The organism is Caenimonas sedimenti (assembly GCF_007833165.1).
GTDB classification, from domain to species: domain Bacteria; phylum Pseudomonadota; class Gammaproteobacteria; order Burkholderiales; family Burkholderiaceae_C; genus Ramlibacter; species Ramlibacter sedimenti.
This window is the reverse complement of the sequence record NZ_VOBQ01000002.1, coordinates 240,789-261,592: the sequence shown is the minus strand read 5'-3', so window position 1 is coordinate 261,592 and position 20,804 is coordinate 240,789. Positions and strand designations below refer to the sequence as shown.

Annotated in this window: 20 protein-coding genes; 8 read left to right on the top strand and 12 right to left on the bottom strand. The window is 69.0% G+C overall.

Translation table 11 applies throughout. From position 1 onward, the window contains the following. Position 1 precedes the first annotated feature (1 nt). From FN976_RS02255 to FN976_RS02240, 4 genes are all read right to left on the bottom strand, one after another. Positions 2-856 carry a carbohydrate ABC transporter permease gene (locus FN976_RS02255; protein WP_145890533.1) on the bottom strand — a complete coding sequence of 285 codons (855 nt, stop codon included), beginning with the start codon at positions 854-856 and terminating at the stop codon, positions 2-4. Beyond that, on the bottom strand, positions 853-1,710 hold the full coding sequence (locus tag FN976_RS02250) for a carbohydrate ABC transporter permease (RefSeq protein WP_145890886.1): 858 nt from the start codon (positions 1,708-1,710) through the stop codon (positions 853-855). The genes FN976_RS02255 and FN976_RS02250 overlap by 4 nt, the downstream gene beginning before the upstream one ends. A 10-nt stretch (positions 1,711-1,720) precedes the next feature. Continuing rightward, a complete protein-coding gene (locus tag FN976_RS02245) occupies positions 1,721-3,097 on the bottom strand; it encodes an ABC transporter substrate-binding protein (protein WP_145890531.1) in 1,377 nt (458 codons plus the stop codon). 94 nt (positions 3,098-3,191) lie between these two features. Further along, complete coding sequence (locus FN976_RS02240; RefSeq protein WP_145890529.1) at positions 3,192-4,178, bottom strand: 2-hydroxyacid dehydrogenase; 987 nt, start codon at positions 4,176-4,178, stop codon at positions 3,192-3,194. Between the two features lie 101 nt (positions 4,179-4,279). On the opposite strand from FN976_RS02240, the gene FN976_RS02235 reads away from it, so the two are divergent. The 6 genes from FN976_RS02235 to FN976_RS02210 are packed head-to-tail and all read left to right on the top strand — an operon-like array spanning position 4,280 to position 9,307. After that, positions 4,280-5,053: a glucose 1-dehydrogenase gene (locus tag FN976_RS02235; RefSeq protein ID WP_145890528.1), complete on the top strand. Its 774-nt coding sequence runs from the start codon at positions 4,280-4,282 to the stop codon at positions 5,051-5,053. Between the two features lie 7 nt (positions 5,054-5,060). Beyond that, a complete protein-coding gene (locus tag FN976_RS02230) occupies positions 5,061-6,095 on the top strand; it encodes an L-idonate 5-dehydrogenase (RefSeq protein WP_145890526.1) in 1,035 nt (344 codons plus the stop codon). Positions 6,096-6,106: 11 nt separating this feature from the next. After that, a complete protein-coding gene (locus FN976_RS02225; RefSeq protein ID WP_145890524.1) occupies positions 6,107-7,024 on the top strand; it encodes a sugar kinase in 918 nt (305 codons plus the stop codon). Next, complete coding sequence (locus FN976_RS02220; protein ID WP_145890522.1) at positions 7,021-7,905, top strand: 2-dehydro-3-deoxygalactonokinase; 885 nt, start codon at positions 7,021-7,023, stop codon at positions 7,903-7,905. Before FN976_RS02225 ends, FN976_RS02220 begins: the two co-directional genes overlap by 4 nt. Next, positions 7,902-8,534: a 2-dehydro-3-deoxy-6-phosphogalactonate aldolase gene (locus FN976_RS02215; protein WP_145890520.1), complete on the top strand. Its 633-nt coding sequence runs from the start codon at positions 7,902-7,904 to the stop codon at positions 8,532-8,534. Before FN976_RS02220 ends, FN976_RS02215 begins: the two co-directional genes overlap by 4 nt. After that, positions 8,531-9,307 carry an SDR family NAD(P)-dependent oxidoreductase gene (locus tag FN976_RS02210; protein WP_145890518.1) on the top strand — a complete coding sequence of 259 codons (777 nt, stop codon included), beginning with the start codon at positions 8,531-8,533 and terminating at the stop codon, positions 9,305-9,307. The genes FN976_RS02215 and FN976_RS02210 overlap by 4 nt, the downstream gene beginning before the upstream one ends. Before the next feature lie 4 nt (positions 9,308-9,311). On the opposite strand, the gene FN976_RS02205 is transcribed toward FN976_RS02210, so the two are convergent. From FN976_RS02205 to FN976_RS02190, 4 genes are all read right to left on the bottom strand, one after another. After that, positions 9,312-9,515, bottom strand: coding sequence for a CopG family transcriptional regulator (locus tag FN976_RS02205; RefSeq protein WP_145890516.1), 204 nt, complete (start codon positions 9,513-9,515; stop codon positions 9,312-9,314). 59 nt (positions 9,516-9,574) lie between these two features. Continuing rightward, positions 9,575-9,757 carry a ribbon-helix-helix protein, CopG family gene (locus tag FN976_RS02200; RefSeq protein ID WP_145890514.1) on the bottom strand — a complete coding sequence of 61 codons (183 nt, stop codon included), beginning with the start codon at positions 9,755-9,757 and terminating at the stop codon, positions 9,575-9,577. Positions 9,758-9,937: 180 nt separating this feature from the next. After that, positions 9,938-11,158 carry an MFS transporter gene (locus FN976_RS02195; protein WP_145890512.1) on the bottom strand — a complete coding sequence of 407 codons (1,221 nt, stop codon included), beginning with the start codon at positions 11,156-11,158 and terminating at the stop codon, positions 9,938-9,940. After that, positions 11,151-11,606 carry a MarR family winged helix-turn-helix transcriptional regulator gene (locus FN976_RS02190; protein WP_145890510.1) on the bottom strand — a complete coding sequence of 152 codons (456 nt, stop codon included), beginning with the start codon at positions 11,604-11,606 and terminating at the stop codon, positions 11,151-11,153. The genes FN976_RS02195 and FN976_RS02190 overlap by 8 nt, the downstream gene beginning before the upstream one ends. Before the next feature lie 58 nt (positions 11,607-11,664). Between FN976_RS02190 and FN976_RS02185 the strand changes: the two genes are divergently transcribed. Next, the gene (locus FN976_RS02185; protein WP_145890509.1) at positions 11,665-12,201 is read left to right on the top strand and encodes a PaaI family thioesterase; all 537 of its coding nucleotides are present in this window, start codon (positions 11,665-11,667) and stop codon (positions 12,199-12,201) included. Positions 12,202-12,207: 6 nt separating this feature from the next. Here FN976_RS02185 and FN976_RS02180 read toward each other — a convergent pair whose 3' ends face one another. Both FN976_RS02180 and FN976_RS02175 read right to left on the bottom strand, forming a co-directional pair. Then, complete coding sequence (locus FN976_RS02180) at positions 12,208-15,960, bottom strand: translocation/assembly module TamB domain-containing protein (protein WP_145890507.1); 3,753 nt, start codon at positions 15,958-15,960, stop codon at positions 12,208-12,210. 38 nt (positions 15,961-15,998) lie between these two features. Beyond that, on the bottom strand, positions 15,999-17,786 hold the full coding sequence (locus FN976_RS02175) for an autotransporter assembly complex protein TamA (protein WP_255440044.1): 1,788 nt from the start codon (positions 17,784-17,786) through the stop codon (positions 15,999-16,001). Between the two features lie 81 nt (positions 17,787-17,867). On the opposite strand from FN976_RS02175, the gene gloA reads away from it, so the two are divergent. After that, complete coding sequence (gene gloA / locus FN976_RS02170; RefSeq protein WP_145890504.1) at positions 17,868-18,263, top strand: lactoylglutathione lyase; 396 nt, start codon at positions 17,868-17,870, stop codon at positions 18,261-18,263. Here gloA and eda read toward each other — a convergent pair. Together eda and edd are read right to left on the bottom strand one after the other, a co-directional pair. Then, positions 18,260-18,904 carry a bifunctional 4-hydroxy-2-oxoglutarate aldolase/2-dehydro-3-deoxy-phosphogluconate aldolase gene (eda, locus tag FN976_RS02165; protein WP_145890502.1) on the bottom strand — a complete coding sequence of 215 codons (645 nt, stop codon included), beginning with the start codon at positions 18,902-18,904 and terminating at the stop codon, positions 18,260-18,262. The two genes, gloA and eda, sit on opposite strands and share 4 nt — an antisense overlap. Next, entirely contained in the window at positions 18,895-20,751 is a 1,857-nt protein-coding gene (gene edd, locus FN976_RS02160; protein ID WP_145890500.1) for a phosphogluconate dehydratase, read from the bottom strand. Before edd ends, eda begins: the two co-directional genes overlap by 10 nt. Between the last annotated feature and the right edge of the window lie 53 nt (positions 20,752-20,804).

The following is a 20,804-nucleotide window of genomic DNA, read 5'->3' as shown; positions in this document are numbered from 1 at the left end:
TTTAGCTTTTCACCGCGCCGGCCGTGAGGCCCGACACCATGTAGCGCTTGAATGCGTAATAGATGGCCGCCGGCGGCAGCGCGTAGATGAAGCCGGTCGCCATGAGCAGTTCCCAGGGCGAGTCGTCGGCGGCGAGGAAGTTGCCAAGCGCCACTGCCAGGGTGAGGTCGGTTTCCTTGGACAGCAGGAGGAAGGCGTACAGGTATTCGTTCCAGGCGAGCAGCAGCGCATATGTGCCCACCGCGACGATCGAAGGCAGCATCAGGGGCAGATAAACCAGGCGAAACAGTTGCAGCGGCGTGGCGCCGTCGATGCGCGCCGCCTCGTCGAGCTCGAACGGCAGCTTGTCGGAGGCCTGCTTCAGCACCCAGATGCAGTACGGCGAGGCGATCGTGACCATGGCCAGGATCAGCGACCACCGGTTGTTCAGCAGGCCGTAGTTGGCCATGGTCTTGTACATGGGCACGGCCAGGAACGCCGCGGGAATGAAGTACGTGAAGAGCGCCATGTTCATCACGGTGCGGCCGCCGGGCACCTTCAGCCGGCTGATGGCGAATGCCGCAGTCGTCGCGATGAACAGCGTGATGACGCCGACGGCAACGGCGATCACCACCGAGTTGCCCAGCTGCTGCCAGAAGTGCGAGAGGTAGAAGTGCTTCTGGCCGAACACCACCTCGAAGTTCTGCAGGGTGGGGTTCTTGGGCCAGAGCCGCCCCGACGTCGCCGAGTCGCGCTCGGAGATCGCGAACAGGAACATGTGGTAGACCGGGATGATGGTCCACAGGAACACCGGAATGCCGATCAGCAGCAGCTTGGCTTCGGTCGCCACCGACCGCCAGGACAAGCGCGCGCTCATTTGCTCAGCCTCTTCATCATGAACCAGACCAGCGGCAGCACCGCCGGCAGCGCCACGACGATGGTGGCCATGGCCAGATCCAGCTGGTCGAGCCGCAGGTAGCGGATGCCCAATGTCGCCAGCACGTGCGTCAGGTCCGCGGGACCGCCGCCGGTGAGCAGGTAGACGCTGTTGAAGTCACCCAACGTCCAGATCGCCGAAAGGATGGTCGACGTGACGTACAGGGCGGCCATCGAGGGCCAGGTGATGAAGCGGAACTTCTGCCAGGCACTGGCGCCGTCGACCGATGCGGCCTCGTACTGCTCCGACGGGATCGACATGCGGCCGGCCAGCAGGATCAGCGTCCAGAACGGCAGGGACTTCCAGATGTGCATCAGCATCGAGAACGACAGGGCCAGCGTGGGATCGTTCAGCCAGTTGGGGCCATCCAGCCGCGTCAACTGGAAGATCAGGGTATTGATGACGCCCCACTCCGGGTTCAGCATGAACCGCACCGAGAGGATCGTCGGGATGGAGGGCACGGCCCACGGCAGGATGAACAGGACCGACAGGATCTTGATCCACCAGCGGGTGTGCAGGAAGAAGCCGGAGAGCATCAGCGCCACCAGCATCTTGAGGTTGATCGCGACCGCCAGGAACACCAGCGTGTTGACGGCGCTGCGGAAGAAGATGGGATCGTCGAACAGCCTGGCGTAGCTGGCCGGGTGGCGCGCCAGCCAGAGGCCGTAGCACACCGGATAGAGCACGAAGACGGCGAAGATCAGCAGGTAGGGCGCCACCATCAGGCGGCCCCAGAACTCCTGCTGGCTCAGCTGGCCGCGCGCCCGCTTCGCGGGCGGCGCGGCCGGTTCGATCCGGACGGCTTCAGTTTGCAACGGCCTTGATCCGGGCGATCATTTCATCGGTGGCCTTGTCGACCGGAATCTTCTCGCTCAGCACCCGGTTCGCGGCCTTGGCCCACACGTTCTCGTTGTTCAGCACCGTGAACTTGTAGTTCTTGGTGAATTCGAACGGCGTGGTGCCGGACATGAACTGGTTGTAGACGGCCAGGCGGTGCGGGTCACCCTTCCAGAAGGGGCTCTGCTGGCCGGCCTTGGTCACCGGGAACCAGCGGCCGAGCGAACCCTCGACATACGGCGTGAGGTTGGCATCGTCGAGCATGAAGGCCACGAACTTGCGCGCACCCTCCTTGTTCTTCGCGTCCTTGAAGATCACGCCGGTCTTCACCGCGGCACGGTAGACCATCTTGGTGCCGTCCGGCTTGCTCGGGAAGCCCGCCGTGGCGATCAGTTCGGTGTAGTTCTTCTTGGCCTGCGCGCGCTGCTGCTCGTTCAGCGTGCTGTTGTTCATGTCGTCCAGCCACTTGGCCGCGATGGAGATCGTGGCGTTGTGGGTGAGCACGGTCGTCTTGTTGTGGAAGGCGACGTTGTTGTCGGGGTCCTTCCAGTTGGTGGACGATGGCGGCGTGCAGCCCTTGGAATACACCTGGGTGTAGTCCGTCAGCGCGTTGATCAGGCCCTGGCGCACGGAGGGGTCATCCACCAGCAGCTTGCCGGAGTCGTTGACCAGCTTGACGTTGTGCGCGTCCATGAAGGTCAGGAACGAGAAGAACGAGTCGCTCGAATCCACGCCCAGCGGCTGGCCGATGCCGAAGGCGCGCGTGCCGCTCTTCTGGCGGTAGCCCGCCTGCACCTTGTCGCACCAGAAGCTCCAGTATTCCTTCCAGGTCTTCGGGATGTCGCTTTCCTTGAAGCCCGCGTCGGCCAGCATGTCCTTCCAGTACTGGATGTGCATGGTCTGCTGCTTGATCGGGTAGGCGTAGTAGGCGCGCGTGCCGGTCGTGTTGTTCAGCAGGAAGGTGGTGGACAGCGCATGCGGCTCGAACTTGCCGCGGATCGGGTCGATGATGCTGGAGACGTCCTCCAGCTTGCCGTCGTAGGCCCACTTGGCCGTCACCTGGAAGTCGAACACGTCGCCGTACGTGACGTCGGGCACGTTGCCGGCGTCCAGCGCGGCCACGGCCTTGGGGATCATTTCCTGCGGCGCATAGAGCGACAGGTCGATCTTGTACTTCGGGTTCTTGGCCTCGAACTTCTTGATGGCGGCGTGCAGCGCGTCGTCCTCGGCCTTGTAGAAGCCCTTCTGCCACCAGACCACCAGCTTCTCCTGCGCGGCCGCCTGGCCGGCCGCGAGGACGCCCGTCGCGACCATCGCGGCGGCAACTACGTTCCTGACTTTCATGCGATGTCTCCTGTGCGTTTTCGGTAGGGGCGGCGGTTCATGGAAGCCCGTCGCGTTGTTATCATATGATGATTAAAAGGTAAGACTTTTAGCGTTAACCCGGGGTCTTGCGGGCCTGCCATTCCGGCACCGGAGACAGCAGCGGCGCACCGGAAAAGTGCGCCTTCAGGTTGTCCAGCGCCAGGTCCGCCATCGCTTGCCGGGTCTCGTGGGTGGCGCTCGCCATGTGCGGCGTGAGGACCACGTTGGGCAGGTCGCGCAAGGCCTGTGGCACGCGTGGCTCGTCCTCGAAGACATCGAGACCCGCGCCCGCGATCACGTTGCGCTGCAGCGCATCGATCAGCGCGGCCTCATCGACCACCGAGCCGCGCGCGACGTTGACCAGGAAGCCGCGCGGGCCCAGCGCCTCCAGCACCTCGCGGTCGATCATCTTGCGCGTGCCTTCGCCGCCGGGGGTGATGCACACGAGAAAGTCCACTTCCGCCGCGAGCGCCTTGGCCGATGCAAAGTACGGATACGGCAGCTCGGCGCGCTGCGTGCGGCCGGTGTACGCGATGGACATGCCGAACGCCGCGGCCCGCCTGGCGATGGCCTGGCCGATGCGGCCCAGCCCCACGATGCCCAGGCGCGCGCCCGACATCTTGCGGGCCAGCGGCATGTTGCCCTGGGTCGCCCACAGACCCTCGCGCACGTAGCGGTCCGACTGCGGAATGCGCCTGGCCACCGACAGCATCAGGCCGATGGCCAGATCCGCCACTTCGTCGTTCAAGACGTTCGGGGTGTGGGTGACGGGGATGTTGCGCTCGATGGCGGCGGGCACATCGACCTTGTCGTAGCCCACGCCCATGATGGAAACGACCTCCAGGGCGGGCAACTGGTCCATCAGGGCGCGCGGGACCATGGACTCTCCGCCACCGGTGACGCCACGGATGGTGGGCGCGATGCGCGCGAACGCGGCCGGGTCGGTTTCGTGCAGGCGGTCGTGCACTTCGAACGCCGACTTCAGCGGCTCCAGGTAGAAAGGCGGCAACTTCGCGACGGTCAGGACAGCGGGCCGCGCGGCGGTGGAAGGTTGGCTCATGGTGGGTCCGGGGGATGGTGTTTTAATCGTATGACGATAGTATGATTGGCCCGAGTTCGGACTTACCCGTACCTCGTGAAAACGCATCGCAGGAAGCCCCGATGAACGCGGTCCTTCGCCAATTCGACCTGAGCGGGCGCACCGCTCTCATCACCGGATCCAGCGCCGGCATCGGCCTCGCCCTGGCCGCCGGACTGGCCGGCGCCGGCGCGCGCGTCGTGCTCAATGGGCGCGATGCCGGCAGGCTCGAACAAGTGGCGGCCAAGCTTCGGACCGCGGGCGCGTTGGTCGAGACGGCCGCGTTCGACGTCACCGATGGCGCCGCGGTCACGCAAGCCGTGGCTCGCATCGAGGCTGAAATCGGCCCCATCGCCATCCTCGTCAACAACGCCGGCATGCAGCGCCGCGCGCCGCTCGAGCAGTTCGAGGAGGCGCATTGGCACGAGCTGATGAAGACCAACCTCGACAGCGTCTTCCTCGTCGGCCAGGCCGTGGCGCGGCACATGATCCCCCGTGGTGCCGGCAAGATCGTCAACGTCTGTTCGGTCCAGAGCGAACTGGGCCGCCCCAACATCGCCCCTTACACCGCGAGCAAGGGCGCCGTGAAGATGCTGACCAAGGGCATGGCCATCGATTGGGGGCCGCACGGCATCCAGGTCAACGGCCTGGGGCCGGGCTACTTCAAGACGGAGTTGAACCGGGCGCTGGTCGACAACCCCGAGTTCAGCGCCTGGCTGATCAACCGCACCCCTTCCCGCCGCTGGGGCGATGTCGAAGACCTGGTCGGCGCGGCGGTGTTCCTCGCCAGCGATGCCTCGAAATTCGTGAACGGCCACATCCTCTACGTGGATGGCGGCGTCACGGCCACGCTTTAAGGCTCCCATGGACGCTCTCGTCATCCACGCCGCCCGCGACCTGCGCGTCGAGGACGTGCCCACGCCGGAAGTCCTGCCGCACCAGTTGCGCGTGCGCGTCCGCTTCGGCGGCATCTGCGGCTCCGACCTGCACTACTACCAGGACGGCGGCTTCGGCACCGTCCGCGTGAAGCAGCCGATGGTGCTGGGGCACGAGGTGGCCGGCGTGATCGAGGAAGCCGGTGCCGCAGTGACCGGCTTCGCCGTGGGCGATCGCATCGCGATCAGTCCGAGCCGGCCCTGCGGCGCCTGCCGCTACTGCCAGCAGGGCCTGCAGAACCATTGCCTGGACATGCGGTACTACGGCAGCGCCATGCGCAATCCGCACGTGCAAGGCGCGTTCCGTCGCGAGATCGTCATCGAGACCTCGCAGGCGTACAAGCTGGCCGACAACCTGGGTGACCGCGAAGGCGCGATGGCCGAGCCGCTCGCCGTGGCCTTGCACGCGGTGCGCCGCGCCGGATCGCTGCTGGGCAAGAGCGTGCTGGTCACCGGCTGCGGGCCGATCGGGGCGCTGGTGGTGCTCGCGGCACGCCGCGCCGGCGCCTCGCAGATCGTCGTCACGGACATGGGGGACTTCCCCCTGCGCAGTGCGATGAAGGTCGGAGCCGACCAGGTCGTCAACATCGCGCAGCAGCCGGACGGCCTGGCGGCATTCAGCGCCGACAAGGGCCAGTTCGACGTGCTGTTCGAAGCCAGCGGGAACGAGCGCGCCCTGCGTGGCGCCTTCGACGCCGTGCGTCCGCGCGGCATCATCGTGCAGGTCGGCATCGGCGGTGAGATGACGCTGCCGATCAACACCATTGTCGCCAAGGAATTCGACCTGCGCGGCACCTTTCGCTTCCATGAGGAATTCGGCATCGCGGTCGAGCTGCTCAACAAGGGCCTGGTCGACGTCAAGCCGCTGATCTCCGCGACCGTGCCCTATCGCGACGCCGGCCGGGCGTTCGCGCTGGCGGCGGATCGCTCGCAGGCCATGAAGGTGTTGCTGGATTTCGACTGACAATTGCCGAAATGGAAAAACGCTTTGACGTGGCCGCGCTCGGCGAGGCCATGCTCGAATTCAACCAGACGCGTCCTGGCGAGCCGCAGTACCTCCAGGGCTTCGGCGGGGACACCAGCAACGCGGTGATCGCCGCGGCCCGTGCGGGCGCCCGCACGGCCTACCTGACCCGCCTGGGCCGGGACACGTTCGGCGATGCACTGGAAGCCTTGTGGCGGCACGAAGGCGTGGACACCAGCGGCGTGGAGCGCGATGACACGGCTCCGACCGGCATCTACTTTGTGACCCATGGGCCGAGCGGCCACGAATTCACCTATCGGCGCGCGGGTTCCGCCGCCAGCCGCATGACGCCGGCCTGGCTGCCGCGCGCGCTGCTGTGCGAAGCGAAGATCCTGCACGTCTCCGGCATCTCGCTCGCCATTTCGGCGAGCGCGCGCGAGACCGTGTTCCAGGCGATGGCCGAGGCCCGGAACGCGGGGGTGCTCGTTTCGCTCGACTCGAACCTGCGGCTCAAGCTCTGGTCCCTGGACGAGGCCCGTGCCACGCTCACGCGGGCCATCGGCCTCAGCGACTTCTTCCTGCCGAGCGTGGATGACGTCAACGTCTTGAGCGGCCACGAAGATCCCTCCCGGATCGTGCAATGGAGTCACGAACTGGGTGCCAAGCAGGTGGTGCTCAAGCTCGGTGCGGATGGCGCCCTGGTGAGCGATGGCCAAGGCGCGCAGAGCATCCCGGGTTTCCGGGTGGAAGTGGTCGACGCCACCGGCGCGGGGGACTGCTTCTGCGGGAACCTGCTGGCGCGCCTGGCGAGCGGTGAAAGCGTGTTCGACGCCGCGCGCTACGCGAATGCCGCGGCGGCGCTCGCCGTGCAAGGCTTCGGCGCGGTCGCGTCCTTGCCCCGGCCGGAACAGGTGCGGGAGCTCTTGTGAAGGCGCTGGTCGCTGTCGACTGGGGCACGTCTTCGTTGCGCGTCGCGCGCATCGGCGAAGACGGTACCGTGCTGGAAGAGCGGGGGAATCCACGGGGCATCCTCACGGTCCCGGCCGGAGGCTTTCCGCAGGTCCTGGACGAAACATGCGGCGACTGGTTGCGCCAGGCTCCCGGTGAGCTTTGCCTCGTGAGCGGCATGGCCGGCAGCCGGCAGGGCTGGGTGGAAGCACCTTACTGCGCGTGCCCCGCGGGGTTCGGCGAGATCGGGGCGCACCTCCAGTGGATCGATGCGCGGACCGCCATCGTGCCGGGCTTGAGCTGCGAGCACGACGGCGTGCCCGATGTGCTGCGCGGCGAAGAAGTGCAGGTGTTCGGCGCGATGTCGCTGCTGGACCAGACCGAAGGCCTGTTCGTGCTGCCCGGCACGCACAGCAAATGGGTGCGTGTGGAGGGCGGCCGCGTCCAGTCTTTTTCCACCTGGATGTCGGGCGAGTTCTATGCGTTGCTGCGCCAGCACTCGATCCTGGCGCGCACCCTGCCCGCGGAAGATGGGCCACTGGATGAAGACGCTTTCCGGCAGGGCCTGGCGCAAGCGGCCGGCAGCGGCAGCCTGTTGCGCGCGGCATTCAGCGCGCGCACGCTGTCGCTGTTCGACCGGATGCCGGCGGCCGGCATGCCCAGCTATTTGTCCGGCCTCGTGATCGGCGAGGAGTTGCGTGCGCAACCCCGCGCGGCGTCACCGGTGACTGTGATCGGCAGCGCCACCCTCGCGCAGCGGTACGCCTCGGCATTGACGTGGCAGGGCACGGCGAGCCGGTGCCTGGGCGCGGAGGCCACGTGGCGCGGGCTTTGGCGCATCGCGCGAGGAGTGCAGGCATGAACGAACGCTTTTCCGCCGCGCTGGCGCAGCTTCCGCTGGTTGCCATCCTCCGGGGGCTGCCGCCTGGCGACGCGCAAGAGATCGGCGCGGCGCTGGTCAAGGCCGGCTGGACGCTGCTGGAGGTCCCGCTGAATTCGCCGGAGCCGCTGCGCAGCATCGCCAGCCTGGCCCAGGCCTTTCCCCAGGTGCTGATCGGGGCGGGAACGGTGTTGACGCCGGAGGATGTGCGTGCCGTCCACCGTGCCGGCGGCCAGTTGATCATCTCGCCCAACTTCAACCCGGCCGTGGTGCGCGAGGCCGTGCGCCTGGGCCTGCCCTGCGTTCCTGGCGTTGCGACGGCCAGCGAGGCTTTCGCCGCGTTGGCCGAAGGCGCGGCGGCGCTCAAGCTCTTTCCGGCGGAAATGATCCCGCCCGCGGCCGTGAAGGCGCTGCGCGCGGTGCTGCCGCGCGAGGCCGCGTTGCTGCCCGTCGGTGGGATCGCGCCCGAGTCCATGGCGGCCTACCGCGCCGCCGGCGCCACGGGCTTCGGCATCGGCTCCGCGCTCTACCGCCCGGGGGACAGCGCGGCCGTCGTGCTGGCCAATGCGCGCCGCTTCGGCGATGCGTGGGCGGGTACGATGCGCGCATGAACAGCAACGCGATTTCCTTCGGGCTCGCCGGCCGCGTCTGCATCGTCACGGGCGGTGCGCAGGGCATCGGCGAGGCCTGCTGCCGGCGCTTCGCGCGCGACGGCGCCCAGGTGGTGGTGGCCGACATCGACGATGCGCGCGGCCAGGCGCTGGCCGCCGAACTCGGCGGACTCTTCGTGCATTGCGATGTCGGCGACCGCGCGCAGGTCGACACCCTCGTGCAGAAAGCCGCACTCACCCACGGCCGGATCGACGTGCTGGTGAACAACGCCGGCATCTTCAAGGCCGCCGATTTCCTGGACATCAGCGAGGCGGACTTCGACGCGGTCCTGCGGATCAACCTGAAAGGCAGCTTCCTGGTGGGCCAGGCCGCGGCGCGCGAGATGGCCAAGACGGGACGCGGCGCCATCGTCAACATGAGTTCGGTCAACGGGACCCTGGCCATCCCCACCATCGCCAGCTACAACGTGAGCAAGGGCGGGATCAACCAGCTCACCCGCGTGATGGCGCTGGCGCTTGCCGACAAGGGCATCCGGGTGAACGCGGTGGCGCCGGGCACGATCGCCACCGAACTGGCGGCGAAAGCGGTGTTGACCAGCGAGGAAGCCAAGGCGAGGATCATGAGCCGGACGCCGATGAAGCGGCTCGGTGAGCCCGGGGAAGTCGCGGATGCGGTGGCCTGGCTGGCCAGCGACGCGGCCAGCTATGTGACCGGCGAGATCGTCGTCGTCGACGGCGGGCGCATGACGCTCAACTACACGGTGCCGGTGTAGCGTCTCAGCGCTTGCGCTTGGCGGGCGCGGCCTTGCGGGCGGCCGCCTTGCGAGGCACCGCGGCGGGCGCCTCGTCTTGCATGTAGTCCCGGATCAACCGGCGCACCACTTGCGATGGCGTCATGTCCTGCGTGCGGCACAGGTCCTCGAAGGCCGTCTTCTTGGCAGGGTCGATCAGGATGGTCAGCCGGGCGGTCTTGAGCTCCATGGGCAATTCGGTTCCGATGTGAATCGGAGTGTAATTGCTCCAGCGCCGGACGGGGCGGCTTACTCGGTTTTCCGCGGCTGGATGAGGGGGACGTAGTCGACGCCGTGCTTGCTGAGGTAGTCCCGGATGAGCTGCCTCAGCACTTGCGAGGCTGTGATGTCCTGGGAGGCGCAGAGCTCTTCAAAGGCCTTTTTTCTCTCCGCGTCGATGAGGACGGTCAGGCGAGCGGGTTTCTCTTCCATGCGTTCGGGTGAGGTAGCAGACATGATAATACTCTGCACCTAGCATGTGAGTCCGATGGTAGTACGGCGGCTGTGCTTTCATGCGACATCCGGCCTCCGCAGAGCCGGAAACGAAGCTCTGCCGTTTGTAGGCCAACGCCAACGCTGAGCCTGCGAGGCTCAGCCTGGCGCGACTGCCGGCTAGGCCCGGGCGGCGCGCGCGGACAACGGCAGGTGCGCCTCACGGATGGGCAGGTGCACCAGCGCCGCGCCGACCGCCAGCACGATGTCGATGTACCAGATCCAGTCGTAGGAGCCGGTCGCCTCGAACACCTTGCCGCCCAGCCAGGCGCCCAGGAACCCGCCCACCTGGTGCGTGAGCATCACGATGCCGAACAGCGTTGCCATGTTCGAGGGCCCGAAGAACTTGGCGACGAGGCCGGCGGTCGGCGGCACTGTCGACAGGAACGTGAGCCCCATGACGGCGGCGAACACCAGCAGCACCGGGCCGGTCTTGGGCGCGAACAGGAACACCAGCACGGCGAGCGCGCGTGTCGCATAAACCAGGGACAACAGCGACTTCATCCGCCAGCGGCCCACCGCCCAGCCCATGGCGACGCTGCCCACGATGTTGAACAGGCCGATCATCGCCAGCGACCAGCCGGCCCATTGCGTGGGCAGGCCGCAGGAAGCGACGACGCCGGGCAAATGCGTGGCGAGGAAAGCGACGTGGAAGCCGCAGACGAAGAAGCCCGCGCCCAGCAGCAGGTAGCTCGGATTGCGCAAGGCCTCGCGGATCGCTTCCCGCGTGCCCAGCACCTTCTGCCCGGCGGGCGCGGCTTGCGCCGAATTCCCGCGCAGCAACAGGGCCGCCGGCAGGCACAAGAGCACCAGCAGGCCCATGACCTGCATCGCACTGGCCCAACCCACGCCGATGATCAGCGCCGCCGCGATCGGCGCCATCACGAACTGGCCGAACGAACCGCCGGCATTCACGATGCCGGTCGCCAGCCCGCGCTTCTCGGGCGGGATCAGCCGCGTGGTCGCGGCCATGAGCACCGCGGGACCGGCCATGCCGGCGCCGCCGGCGGAGAGCACGCCGATCGCGAAGATCAGGCCGGCCGTCGTCGTCATGTAAGGCGTGATGAAGGTCCCGATGGCCACCAGCAACGCGCCCACGAGCAGCACCCGGCCCGCTCCGACCTTGTCGGCCATGGCGCCGGCGAAAGGCTGCGTGAGGCCCCACCACAGCTGGCCGAAGGCGAAAGCCAGGCTGATGCTGGCCAGGCCCAACCCGGTGGCCGTGTTCAGCGGGGACAGGAACAGCCCCATGGTCTGACGCGTGCCCATCGTCAATGCGAAAGTGCCGGCGGCGGCAAGAAGCACCAGCCAGAAGGCCGTGGCGCGCTTGTGGTCACTCATCGATGTTTCCTTCCGGCACGTCGGCCATCAAATCCTGGCATTCGTCGAGCAGCGCATGCAGCGCGACGACGCGCGCCTCCCCCAGCTTCGCATTGAGCGCTTCCTGCGCGACGCGCCAGCGGCGCTGCGCCTCCTGACGCTTTTCGCGGCCCGCCTCGGTCACAGTCACCAGGCGGCTGCGCGCATCGGGCCCGGCATCCTGCCGAAGATAGCCGGCGTCGATCAGCGGCCGCAGATTGCGGGTGAGCGTGGAAGCCTGGACCTTCATCGTGCGCGCCAGGTCGACAGGTCGAATGGGCCCGAGTTTCGCCACATAGGACAGCAGGGAATACTGGGTGCCGCGCAAGCCGGTCTTGCCGACCTCGGCATCGTAGTGCTGCGCCACCCGCCGCATCAGCTGGCGCAGCTTGAGGTTGGTGCAGCCCTGCGGCTTGACGGCGGTGTCCATGTCGATTATTGTAGCTGCAACTGTTGCATATGCAAGATAAACCACGGAGCAGGAAGTGATGACCCAGATGAACCAGCTGGAAGCATGGCTTGCGCAGGAGCGCGAGGTGGTGGCCCGCATCGAGGCCGGTGTCGGCTGCGGCGTCGCGAAGCCGGAGCAGGTGGCCGGCAAGAGCGGGCTGGAGACGATGCGCATGATGCTGGACGGACGGCTACCCTACCCGCCGATCGCGCGCACCCTCAGCTTCCAGTTGCTGGAGGTCGACGAGGGCCGCGCCATGTTCCAGGGCATACCCGGCCCGGACCATTTCAACCCGATGGGCGGCATCCATGGTGGCTGGTACGCCACGATGCTCGATTCCGCGCTCGGCTGCGCTGTCCACACGATGATGCCGCCCGGCCGCGGCTACACCACAGCCGAACTCGGCGTGAACCTGGTCAAGGCGATCACCCCCAAGGTGCAGCGCGTGCGCGCCGAGGGCAAGGTCATTCATTGCGGCCGCCAGTTGGCCACCGCCGAGGCCCGCCTCTACGGACCGGACGGCACGCTGTACGCGCACGGCACGACGACTTGCCTGGTGTTCGAACTGCGCTGAAAGCGGCTAGGGTTTCGAGCGCCCGGACGTGAACGTGAAGATCAGGTCCACGCCGCTGCGCTCGCCTGCTTCGGCCCGGATGGTGAACCGGCGCGAGACGTCGTAGAAGATGTAGAGCGTGCCCATCGCGCCTGAGAGGCTGCGCTCGTACGCGGCATAGAAGTTGTCGCTGAAGCGCTTGCCCAGGCGCACCATGGTCCCGCCGGCATCGGCATCACGCACCGAGAAATCGTCGAGGCCGATCCGGCTGGCGAACCCCTTGCCGCTGCCGCCGCCGCGCCTCGAGAGCAGCGCGGCCGCCGCGCGCTGCAGCAGCGCGGTCTCGGTGCCGCCGCCGGCGGAAGAGCGTCCCAGCACCAGCCACGACAACGTTTCGGCTTCGGCCAGCCCGGATTCCGAATACAGCTCGACGTGCGGCGACTGGGCGCGCCCCGTGATCAGCACTCCGACGCGCTCGGTGATGTTGGGACGGATCGCCAGGATGTCGAGCGACGGGTTGTCGGCCGGACCGGTGAAGCGGATCTCGCCGCGCTCGATCGCCATGCGCTGGCCGTAGCCCTCGTACTGCCCCCCGACAGTGCGGATCGTGCCGACGAGGCGAGGCAGGCCGAAGGAGCGGCCCTCCATCTGCAGCGTGCCGGCAAGCCGGGTGTCGATGCCACGTCCGCTCACCCGGAAGTCCGGCCCCATGTCGACGCTCACCGCAAGCGTCACGGTGCGGCCGCCCGTGGTGGGCGCGGGTTTCAGCTTGCGCTCGGCGTCGGTCGCCGGCACGCCGGGCGCATTCCGCACGATGACGTCGTCGCCCAGGCGGGGGGCGGTCTCGTCGGGGATCTGGATGCGCGCCCGGTCGAATTCGAGCTGGCCCGTGATCGCGGTGCCCGAGCGGTCGATCTTCGCCTGCAACGGACCGGAGACGGTGAGTTCGCGGTCGTCCCGGATACTGGCGCGCAGTTGCGTGAGCTGCGCCTGCGCCTGCAGCTGCACCCCTTGGGGCGTCCAGCTGCCTTCGCCGTAGGCCACGAGCGTGCCGCCACCGGCGCCCTGGTTGTCGCTGCCGCGCAGCAGGAACTCGTTCACCACCAGCTTCTGGCCTTCCAGCCGCGCACGCAGCCGGCCGTTGCGCAGTTCGATGCCGTCCACGACGGAGCGCAGCGCCAGGTCATCGGCATCCAGCGTGCCGCTGAACTGCGGCAGCGTGCGCGTTCCGGCGACCGCCACGTCGGCACTGAGTGCGCCGCGCAAGCGCCACCCCGGCGGCGCCAGGACGGACCACACGCCGAGACGTGGCAACTGCGCCTTCACGGTACCCGCCAGGGGCGCGTCGTCCGGCCAGCGCCAGCCGCCGTCCGCGCGGACCATGCGCGTAGTGATCTGCCCCTGCGCCGTGCCGGCGCGTTCGCTGTCCCATTGCAAGCCGAGCACCAGCTGATCGCCCTCGCTGCGCAACGTGACCCGGGCAGCCTTCACCCCGGCGGGCACGCGCGTGGCCGCGCCATCGGCGTTCTCGGCCAGCACCGTCACGTCCCCGCGGACGCGGGCCAGTGAAGCCTCGACGCGCAGCGCATCGCCGATCTGCGCGTTCCACTCGGCGTCGAACACCATGTCGCCCGACAGGGCCGAGCCGGCCATCTGCGGGCCGCCCAGCAATTCGATCCAGGACATGGGCAGGCCGCTCACGCGGCCCGCGGTCTGCAACGCACCACCCTGCCGCCGGACCGGCCCCCAGGCCACGAGCGCCTCGGTTGCAGAGGCGCCACGGGCCGCGGGCGCACGCAGCGCCGCCTCGCCGGCAGCCACTTCGAGCCGCGCCGTGCCGAAAGTCCACGTCACCGGCCGGCGCAGCGTGAGCTGCCAGGGGCCGGGCGTCACCGTGGAATCGGTCGCGGTCACGTCGAGGCTGGCGAACTCGCCGCGCCAGGTCTTCGCCACATGACCCAGCCGGCCCGCGGTGCGCAGGTCGATCTGCCGCTGCCCACGTTCCGCACGCGCTTCGACCTCGAGGCGCGCATCGCGCAGGCGGCCGTCGACCGTGGCGGCCAGCCGGCGCAGCAGCCATGGCGCAGCGGCGGGTGCCGGAACCGCAGCGGGGGCGGTAGCGGCCGGCGGCGGCGACAACAGCACGTTCGATGCGTCCGCGCGCGCTTGCACGGTAGGGTCGGCCCAGCCGCCCTGCCAAGCGACGCGGGCCCGGGCGCTGCCTCCCGCCGGTCCGGCGGGCAGCAAGGTGCGCAGGCCGGGCCAGCGGGCCAGCCACTGCCGCGCCGCCGCGAGCTGCGGCGCATCGAGTTCCAGCACCCCGCGGCCGCGGGTTTCGGCAATCTCCCCGTCGGCGTTGGCGCGCAGGCCGGGGGCGGTGAAGTTCAGCTTGCCGCTGCCGGCGCGCTTCTCCACGTTCACTTCGACGTTGCCGGTGAGCTCCGCGTCGCTGGTCCGCAGCCGCACCGCGGGCAGGCGCAGCAAGCCGGCGTCCCAGCTGCCGCGGGCCTCGATGTCGCGCCACTCCAGGGCGCCGGCCAATGCCCGGACGTCGTCCCCGCCGGCCGCTGCGCGGCGTGGGCGGCGCGCGCCACCTTCTGCCTTCAAGGTCGTCTCGAAGTCGACCGCGGCAGCCTTGCCGGAGAGCTTGACCGGTCCTGACAAAGGAACCGACGCCATCGACCCGTGCAGCGCCGCCGGATCGACGCCCTGCACCTTGCCGTTGAATTCCCAGCCCTGCGCCGCGCCCTTCCACTCGCCCCGGCCTTCGATGCTGCCGTCCCCGACGCGCGCGACCAGCTCGCGCACGAGCGCCGCGCCACCGCGCCACTCGCCTTCTCCCTTGAACGCCGTCAGCGGCAACCGTCCCTGGTCCCATGGGCCGGCGACTTCGTTGCGCAGATCGGCGCGCAGCTGCCACGCAGCGGCACCGGCCGGCGCGACTTCGATGCGCCCGTTCAATTGCGTGCGCGGCGCCTGCGGCCAGAGCAGCGCCAGGTCCAGCAGGCGCACGTCGGCCTCGCCGCGCGGCACTGGCATGTCGGCCGTGGGCGTGACGCGGGCGCTGGCCGTGGCGCTGGGCGCCGGTCCGGCATGAGGAACGCCAGGCGCCAGCTGGAGCCTCGCCCGGGCCTGGAAGTCCGCGAGCGGGCCCTTGGCCTGTGCGCTGAACACGAGCGGCAGGGCATCTTGCCCGCCCGGCACCGGTGCCTGGAACCGGCCGTCCAGCTTCAGGTCCAGCGGCAGCGGAGCCAGTGCGCCCAGCGTCGCCTGCGCCTGGTAGCTGCCGCCGGCCAGTTGCAGCGTGTCCACGCGCAGGTGGTGGCGCAGGCCGTCGAAGGCATAGCGGCCGGCGAGGTTCTGTGCTTCCACCGTCATGGGGCCGGCGTAGCGGATGCTGCGCACCTTGATTTCGTCCACCGTCGCGCGATACGGCAGGCCGATCGCATCGGGCAGGCGCAGCGGCTCCTTCGTGTCGGGCCGCTCGTCAGTCACGCGCACGGCGGCGACGCCCACCTGGTCCAGCCGGACCGTGCGGCCCAGCAGCGCCAGGGGCTGCCACTCCAGCGTGACCCCTTCCACCTCGACCTTCAGCCCGCCCTGCTGCCACACGAGCCGCTCGATGCGCCAGCCGGAACGCAAGGAGCCGTGCACACCCTGCGTCTCCAGGGGCTGGCCGCGCGTGAGGCGCCGCAGCGTCCATTCCAGCGAGCCTTCCTGGCCGGCCCACCACCAGAGTCCCGCGGCGGCGAGAACCAGCAGGAGGAGCAACGCGGCCAAGCCGCGCGCCAGCCATCGGAAACCGCGAGCGAGCCGCATCAGAAGACGAAGCCCGCGGTGAAATGCAGGCGCAGCTTGCGCGCCTTGACCCCATAGGCGATGGAGCCCTCCACCGGGCCCACGGGGCTGCGCCAGCGGATGCCTGTGCCCACGCCGACGTGCGGCCGCAGGTCGCGCACGTGGTCGGCGACGGCCCCCGCGTCCACGAACAGGGTGTGCTCCAGGTCGCTGGGCAGCCCGCCGCGCAGCAACGGCCGCTGCCATTCGACGCTGCCGACCGCCATCAGGCGGCCGGGGCCGACCAGGTTGTCCGGCAGGGGCACGCCGATGCCCAGGTACTTGTAGCCGCGCACCGACGTGTCGCCGCCGGTGCGGAACAGCTGCGACGCGGGAATGCGCGCCTGCGAGTTGGCGAACACGGCGCCGGCCTCGGCCCGCAATTGCAGGCGCCCCTTCTCCAGCGGTTTGATGCCCATCCAGCGCACCTGCGTGCGCTGGAACGGCCGGCGGTCGCCGGCCAGCGTCAGGCCGCCGCCGAACTCGACGCCCAGGCCGTAGCCCCGGTTCGGATACGGCACGCTGTCGAAGTAGCGCCCCGTCCAGACGTAGTTCACGCTGACGGCCGAGCCCGCGCCCGTGTCCAGCGGCGTGAGAACCACGTTGCGCGGGTTCTGCACGGTCGCCCGCTCGTATTGCACGTAGACGTTGCGGTCGATATGGTCGTCCGTGACCAGCTTGCCGACCCGCAGCCGCTGGCCATGCGTGACGATGCGGTCATCGTCGAGCCGCTCGGCACGGGCCAGCACCGCCCAGCGCCACCCGTCCGGGTCGGGGATCGCCATCCACTCGGTCTGCGCGAAGGGATTCTTCTTCTCCGCCTGCAACTTGGTGAGGGCGCGCCAGCCGATGCCCGGCACCCGGTTCCAGGTGTGCTCGGCGGTCAGCCGGGGCCCACCGTCCGTGGTGAAGCCGACGCCCAGGACCAGCTTGTGCAGCGGCGCCTCGCGCACGGTCACCTGCACCGGCGCGGCGGCCGGGTCACCTTCGGGGTCGACCAGGATGAACGCCGACTCGAAGTAGCCGCTCCCGGCCAGCCGCAGCTGGGCCTGCACGATCTTCTCCTGGTCGTACACCATGCCTTCGGGCAGGCGGGCCAGCCGCGGAACCAGGACCGGGTCGTAGCGCTCCATGCCGGACACCTTCATCGGGCCGAGGTGGTACGTCGGGCCGGACTCCAGCCGCAGCCCCAGCCGCACCCGCTGGGTGGCCGCATCCACGTCGGCCAGGCTGTAGTTCACCTTGCCGGCCAGGTAGCGCCGCGCCACCAACTGCTTCAGCGCGGTCGACTTCGCGCTGTCCCAGCGGTCGTTGGTGAAGCTCTGCCCGACCGGCAGTTCCCAGCCAGTGCGGATGGCGTTGCGCTGCGCGACCGCATCGCGCTCGGCCGTGGCGGCGATCTCGCCCTCGAAATCGATCCGGACGTCCTCGACCTTCGCGGCCTCGCCCGGCGTGACGGCCACCACGATCACGGGCTTGTCGCCGCCTTCGCGGCTGATCTTCAGGTCGGGCGAGAAATAGCCCTGGGTGGCGAGCAGCTCACGCGCATCCTTTTCGGCCAGCACCAGCAGCCTGGCGATCTCCGCATCGTCGAGGTCGCTCACCTGGCGGTAGCGGCGCAATTCGAGATGACGCTCCAACAGTGCGCGCAACGGTTCCGGCGCGCGCACGACCAGCTCGAAGGCCGGCGTCGGCTGCTGAGCCTGCAGTCCGGGGGCGAGTCCCGCCAGCGCCAGCCAGGCGCAGTGGGCAACGAAGCATCTCTTCATGAGCCGCTGATGATCGCCGGTTTGGCCCCGCTGTCCACGTAGGCTGAATCCGACAGACTTGGTCCAAGCCATAATTGGCCGATGCGAATCCTCCACACCATGCTGCGCGTCGGCGACCTGAAGCGTTCCATCGACTTCTACACCCAGGTCCTGGGCATGAACCTGCTGCGGACCACGGAACGCCCCGACCAGAAGTATTCACTGGCCTTCGTGGGCTACGGGACCAACCCGGAGCACGCGGAACTCGAGCTGACCTACAACCACGGCGTGGACAGCTACGACATGGGCGGAGCCTTCGGCCACATCGCCATCGGGGTGCAGGACGTCTACGTGGCGTGCGACCGCATCCGTGCCACCGGCGGGAACATCACGCGCGAACCGGGCCCGGTGAAGGGCGGCACGACGGTGATCGCCTTCGTGACCGACCCGGACGGCTACAAGATCGAGCTGATCCAGCGCGCGGCCGAATCCGTCTAGCGTCTCGGACGCGGCAGCTTGGCCGCCTCCGCGGCCAGTGCCGTGATCCGGTCCCATTGGCCGTTCTTGACGGCATCGGCCGGTGTCAGCCAAGAGCCGCCCACGCAGGCCACATTCGCCAGCGCCAGGAACTCCGCGGCATTCGCCGCGGAAACGCCACCCGTCGGGCAAAACCGCACATCGCCAAACGGACCCTGCCAGGCTTTCAGCATGGCGAGCCCGCCGGCCTGCACGGCTGGGAAGAACTTGAGCGCGGTGTAGCCATCCTCCTGCGCAGCCAGGATCTCGCTGCCGGTCGCCACGCCCGGCAGCAATGCGAGCCCGAGGTCATGACAGGCCTTGCCGATCGCATGGGTGTAGCCAGGGCTGACCGCGAAGCGAGCGCCGGCCATCGTCGCGGCCTGGGCATCCGCGGCGCTGCGCACCGTGCCCGCGCCCACCACGGCGTCCGGCACCTCCTTCGCGATCTTCTCGATGCAGGCCAGCGCCGCGGGCGTGCGCAGCGTCACCTCCAGCATGCGGATGCCGCCGGCCACCAGCGCGCGCGCCAGCGGCACGGCATGGGCCACGTCTTCCAGGACGATGACCGGGATCACGGGTGCGTCACCCATGACTTCCAGCGCGCTCGGCATCAAAGCCATGTGCATGCTCCTTCTTCCGCGGCCAGCGCGTTGCGCCGCATGCCCGCGAACAATTCGCGGCCGATGCCGAATCCGTTGCCGGCCTGTTGCGCCGGCGGCATCACCGCCGCGGCACGGCGCGACCATTCCTCACCAGGCACCAGGGCCTGCAAGGTGCCGGCCGGCGCGTCCAGCCGCACGACGTCGCCATCGCGCAGCAAGGCCAGCGGCCCCCCGGCGGCGGCCTCCGGCGAGACGTGGATCGCCGCGGGCACCTTGCCGGACGCGCCGCTCATGCGGCCGTCGGTCACCAGCGCCACGCGGAAGCCCTTGCCCTGCAGCACGGCCAGCGGCGGCGTGAGCTTGTGCAGTTCCGGCATGCCGTTGGCGCGCGGCCCTTGCCAGCGCACCACGCAGACCACGTCGCGTTCCAGCTCGCCGGCCTTGAACGCCGCAAGCATCGCGTCCTGGCTGTCGAAGATGCGGGCAGGTGCCTCGATGACATGGCGCTCCTCCGGCACCGCCGACACCTTGATGACGCTGCGGCCGAGGTTGCCGGTGAGGAGCTTCAGGCCGCCGGTGGGGCTGAAGGGGTCGACGGCGGGGCGCACGACGGTCAGGTCGCCGGATTCGCCGACGTCGCGCCACGAGAGCGGTTGTTGCTCCCTCTCCCTCTGGGAGAGGGCGGGGGTGAGGGCGCTGGCAAGGCAGGGCACCCGCGTGAACTCGCGCAGCCCCCCTTCCCGCACCGTCAGCACATCCTCGTGCATCAATCCCGCATCGAGCAGCTCGCGGATGACGAAGCCCGGCCCGCCCGCGGCCTGGAAGTGGTTCACGTCGGCGGTGCCGTTCGGGTAGACGCGCGACAGCAGCGGCACCACGCCCGAGAGTTCGCTGAAGTCATTCCAGTCGATGGCGATGCCGGCGGCCCGCGCGACCGCCACCCAGTGGATCAGGTGGTTGGTCGAGCCGCCCGTCGCCAGCAAAGCCGACATCGCATTCACGATGCAGCGCTCGTCCACGATGCGGCCGATGGGGGTGAACCGGCGCGCCTTCACCGCCGCGAGCGCGGTGCGCACCGCCTCACGGGTGAGTTCGTCGCGCAGCGTGTCCTGCGGCTGCACGAAGGCGGCGCCCGGCACGTGCAGGCCCATGGCCTCCATCAGCATCTGGTTGCTGTTGGCCGTGCCGTAGAAGGTGCAGGTGCCGGGCGAGTGGTACGCCCGCGACTCCGCGTCCAGCAGTTCGGCGCGGCCGACCAGGCCCTGGGCGGCCTGCTCGCGCACCTTGGCCTTTTCGCTGTTGGAGAGGCCGCTGGGCATCGGCCCGCCGGGCACGAAGACCATTGGCAGGTGGCCGAACTGAAGTGCACCGATCAGCAGCCCGGGCACGATCTTGTCGCAGATGCCGAGCAGCAGCGCGGCGTCGAAAACGTCGTGACTCAGGCTCACCGCCGTGGCCATGGCGATCACGTCGCGCGAAAACAGGCTGAGCTCCATGCCGGCCGTGCCCTGCGTCACGCCGTCGCACATGGCCGGAACGCCCCCTGCGACCTGGGCGGTGGCACCGTGCCGCCGCGCTTCGTCCTTGATCAGGTCCGGGTAGCGGCCATAAGGCGCGTGCGCGGACAACATGTCGTTGAAGGAGTTGACGATGGCGATGTTGGGCGCGCGCTCCGCCACCACCCGCAACTTGTCGTTGGCCGGGATGCCGGCGAAAGCGTGGGCGACGTTGGCGCAGCCCAGCCGGTCGGCGCCGCGGTCACGCGCCGCCGCGGCGTCCAGCCGCTCGAGGTAAGCCGAGCGGTTGGCGGCGCTGCGTTCGCGGATGCGGTCGGTGACCGTGGCCACCACCGGATGGAGTTTCATGGGAATGCTGTCTTGCTCGGGAAAGGCGATCTTTTGATAGTAGGCATTTTTCC

Bases quoted from the DNA above. Each gene is read 5' to 3' on its own strand.
- FN976_RS02255 (WP_145890533.1), bottom strand. From the start codon at position 856: ATGAGCGCGCGCTTGTCCTGGCGGTCGGTGGCGACCGAAGCCAAGCTG.
- FN976_RS02245 (WP_145890531.1), bottom strand. From the start codon at position 3,097: ATGAAAGTCAGGAACGTAGTTGCCGCCGCGATGGTCGCGACGGGCGTC.
- FN976_RS02240 (WP_145890529.1), bottom strand. From the start codon at position 4,178: ATGAGCCAACCTTCCACCGCCGCGCGGCCCGCTGTCCTGACCGTCGCG.
- FN976_RS02235 (WP_145890528.1), top strand. From the start codon at position 4,280: ATGAACGCGGTCCTTCGCCAATTCGACCTGAGCGGGCGCACCGCTCTC.
- FN976_RS02230 (WP_145890526.1), top strand. From the start codon at position 5,061: ATGGACGCTCTCGTCATCCACGCCGCCCGCGACCTGCGCGTCGAGGAC.
- FN976_RS02225 (WP_145890524.1), top strand. From the start codon at position 6,107: ATGGAAAAACGCTTTGACGTGGCCGCGCTCGGCGAGGCCATGCTCGAA.
- FN976_RS02215 (WP_145890520.1), top strand. From the start codon at position 7,902: ATGAACGAACGCTTTTCCGCCGCGCTGGCGCAGCTTCCGCTGGTTGCC.
- FN976_RS02210 (WP_145890518.1), top strand. From the start codon at position 8,531: ATGAACAGCAACGCGATTTCCTTCGGGCTCGCCGGCCGCGTCTGCATC.
- FN976_RS02205 (WP_145890516.1), bottom strand. From the start codon at position 9,515: ATGGAGCTCAAGACCGCCCGGCTGACCATCCTGATCGACCCTGCCAAG.
- FN976_RS02200 (WP_145890514.1), bottom strand. From the start codon at position 9,757: ATGGAAGAGAAACCCGCTCGCCTGACCGTCCTCATCGACGCGGAGAGA.
- FN976_RS02195 (WP_145890512.1), bottom strand. From the start codon at position 11,158: ATGAGTGACCACAAGCGCGCCACGGCCTTCTGGCTGGTGCTTCTTGCC.
- FN976_RS02190 (WP_145890510.1), bottom strand. From the start codon at position 11,606: ATGGACACCGCCGTCAAGCCGCAGGGCTGCACCAACCTCAAGCTGCGC.
- FN976_RS02185 (WP_145890509.1), top strand. From the start codon at position 11,665: ATGACCCAGATGAACCAGCTGGAAGCATGGCTTGCGCAGGAGCGCGAG.
- FN976_RS02175 (WP_255440044.1), bottom strand. From the start codon at position 17,786: ATGAAGAGATGCTTCGTTGCCCACTGCGCCTGGCTGGCGCTGGCGGGA.
- gloA (WP_145890504.1), top strand. From the start codon at position 17,868: ATGCGAATCCTCCACACCATGCTGCGCGTCGGCGACCTGAAGCGTTCC.
- eda (WP_145890502.1), bottom strand. From the start codon at position 18,904: ATGGCTTTGATGCCGAGCGCGCTGGAAGTCATGGGTGACGCACCCGTG.
- edd (WP_145890500.1), bottom strand. From the start codon at position 20,751: ATGAAACTCCATCCGGTGGTGGCCACGGTCACCGACCGCATCCGCGAA.